The sequence below is a fragment of the Azospirillum formosense genome (assembly GCF_013340925.1).
Lineage (GTDB): Bacteria > Pseudomonadota > Alphaproteobacteria > Azospirillales > Azospirillaceae > Azospirillum > Azospirillum formosense.
The window spans coordinates 1-3000 of record NZ_WHOR01000423.1 but is presented as its reverse complement, the minus strand read 5'-3'; the positions used below and the strand labels follow the sequence as shown (position 1 = coordinate 3000).

The following is a 3000-nucleotide window of genomic DNA, read 5'->3' as shown; positions in this document are numbered from 1 at the left end:
TGGCAGATCACCTTCGTGTTCTTATCGACGAGAACAGCCATCTTACGCGGCCTCCTTCACGGCCTTGACCACCTTCTCGGCGGCGTCGGCGAGGTTGTCGGCCGACAGGATCGGCAAACCGGACTCGGCAAGGATCTTCTTGCCCAGCTCGACGTTCGTGCCTTCCAGACGGACGACCAGCGGAACGTGCAGCTTGACGTCGCGGGCCGCCGTCACCACGCCTTCGGCGATGACGTCGCAGCGCATGATGCCGCCGAAGATGTTGACCAGGATTCCGCTCACATTGGGATCGGAGAGGATCAGCTTGAAGGCCGCGGTGACGCGCTCCTTGGTGGCGCCGCCGCCGACATCGAGGAAGTTGGCCGGCTCGCCGCCGTACAGCTTGATGATGTCCATGGTGCCCATCGCCAGGCCGGCGCCGTTGACCATGCAGCCGATGTTGCCGTCCAGCTTGACGTAGTTGAGGCTGTGCTTGGCCGCCTCGATCTCGGCCGGGTCTTCCTCGGCCTCGTCGCGCAGCTCGGCCACGTTCTTGTGGCGGAACAGGGCGTTGTCGTCGAAGGCCATCTTGGCGTCGAGCGCCAGGATGTCGCCCGAGCCGGTGACGATCAGCGGGTTGATCTCGACGATCGCGCAGTCCAGCTCGGTGAAGGCGCGGTACATGGCGGTCAGGAACTTCGCCGCCGCACCGACCTGCTTGCCTTCCAGCCCGAGGGCGAAGGCGACCTTGCGGGTATGGTAGCCCTGGATGCCGGTGGCCGGGTCGACGGCGACTTTGACGATCTTCTCCGGCGTGTTGTGGGCGACCTCCTCGATCTCCATGCCGCCCTCGGTGGACGCCATGATGGTGACGCGGCCGGTGGCGCGGTCGACGAGCATGCCGAGATACAGCTCGCGCTTGATGTCGGCGCCTTCCTCGACGTAGAGGCGCTTGACCTCGCGGCCGTCCGGACCGGTCTGCTTGGTGACCAGCACGTGGTTCAGCATCTCGCCGGCGTTCTTGCCGACCTCCTCGACGGACTTGACGACGCGGACGCCGCCCTTGCCCTCGGGGTTGTCCTTGAAGCGGCCGGCGCCGCGGCCGCCCGCGTGGATCTGCGACTTCACGACCCACACCGGGCCGCCCAGCTCGCGGGCGACGGTCTCGGCCTCCTCGGGAGAGAACGCAACGCCGCCGCGGGGCACCGCGACGCCGTACGTCTTCAGCAGGCCCTTGGCCTGATACTCATGGATGTTCATGGCTGTCTTCGGGTGTTTAAAATGGAAGGGTGCGGGGCGCAGGCCGGCATCGGCGCTGACGCTTTCCGCGCCGGCACCCTGCGTCCTGTGCTGAATCTGTGGAGGAATGATGGTGTGAGCCGGTGGCTCGCCGGATGTCCGCGATCACGCCCCCGCTCTTCGGGACGGCGTGCGCCGGCGGACCGGCCTTCCATGGAGCGGGCGTCCCGTCGGGACGCCCCTGCCACGGCTGTCTTTACTCGGCGGCCATGCGGGGAACGACCAGCCCCAGCGCACCGCTGTCGCGGACCTCGCCGATGCGGCGTTCGTCGAAGCCGAGGACCTCGCGCAGGATCTCGTCGGTGTGCTCGCCCAGCAGCGGCGAGCGGGTGACTTCGGTCGGGCTGTCCGACAGCTTGATCGGGTTGCCGACCGTCAGGTACTTGCCGCGCGTCGGGTGGTCCACCTCGACGATGGTGCCGGTCTCGCGCAGCGACTGATCCTCCGCCAGCTCCTTCATCGACAGGATGGGGCCGCAGGGGATGTCGTACTTGTTCAGGATCTCCATGACCTCGAATTTCGTCTTGGTCATGGTCCACTCTTCGACGGTCGCGAAGATGTCCTTCAGGCGCGGCAGGCGCGCGGCGGGCGTCGCGTAGTCCGGATCGGTGACCCATTCCGGCTTGCCGATGACGTCGCAGATCTTCGCCCAGACCGGCGCCTGGGTGATGAAGTAGATGTAGGCGTTGGGATCGGTCTCCCAGCCCTTGCACTTCAGGATCCAGCCCGGCTGGCCGCCGCCCGAGGCGTTGCCGGCGCGCGGCACGGTGTCGCCGAACTCGCCGTTCGGGTACTGCGGGTACTCTTTCAGCGGGCCGCGCTCCAGCCGCTGCTGGTCGCGCAGCTTGACGCGGCAGAGGTTCAGCACGGCGTCCTGCATGGCCGCCAGCACCTTCTGGCCGCGCCCGGTCTGGGTGCGCTGGTAGAGCGCCGTCACGATGCCCAGCGCCAGATGCAGGCCGGTGCCGCTGTCGCCGATCTGGGCGCCGGTGACCATCGGCGGCCCGTCGTCGAAGCCGGTCGTCGAGGCCGAGCCGCCGGCGCACTGCGCGACGTTCTCATAGACCTTGCAGTCCTCGTAGGGACCGGGGCCGAAGCCCTTGACCGAGGCGACGATGATGCGGGGGTTCAGCTCCTGGATGCGCTCCCAGGTCAGGCCCATGCGGTCGAGCACACCGGGGGCGAAATTCTCGACCATCACGTCGCAGATGCGCACCAGATCCTCCAGGACGCGCTTGCCGTCCGGGTTCTTGGTGTCCAGCGTGATGGACCGCTTGTTGTGGTTCAGCATGGTGAAGTAGAGGCTGTCGGCCTCGGGCACGTCGCGCAGCTGGCCGCGCGTGATGTCGCCCTCGCCCGGACGCTCGACCTTGATGACGTCGGCGCCGAACCACGCCAGAAGCTGCGTGCAGGTCGGACCCGACTGAACGTGGGTAAAGTCCAGAACCCGCACGCCTTCAAGAGCTTTTCCCATCGTCGTTCCTCCCGGTGGTGCTCTGTGTCTGAAAAGGGCGGCCCCACCCCTCGCTGGCAGGGCCGCCCGGCCTGGAACCGGAGAACCGGCGTCCTTGGTTACCGCTCGATCGTCAGGTCTTTGGACCCTTGCGGACGGCGCTGGTGGGGTTGAGGCTGCCGATGTTGCCGCTCTCCGACCCGGCGTTGGGGTCGATCACCGCGTTGATCAGCGTCGGCCGGCCGCTGTCCATCGCCGCGCTGACCGCG

General features: G+C 67.4%; 2 protein-coding genes. Both read right to left on the bottom strand.

Going from position 1 to position 3000, the window contains the following annotated elements; all coding sequences use genetic code 11:
- Positions 1–42: 42 nt before the first annotated feature.
- A complete protein-coding gene (gene sucC, locus GBZ26_RS28490; RefSeq protein ID WP_174441680.1) occupies positions 43–1239 on the bottom strand; it encodes an ADP-forming succinate--CoA ligase subunit beta in 1197 nt (398 codons plus the stop codon).
- A 235-nt stretch (positions 1240–1474) separates the two neighbouring features.
- On the bottom strand, positions 1475–2752 hold the full coding sequence (gene frc / locus GBZ26_RS28485; protein ID WP_038528124.1) for a formyl-CoA transferase: 1278 nt from the start codon (positions 2750–2752) through the stop codon (positions 1475–1477).
- Positions 2753–3000 lie beyond the last annotated feature (248 nt).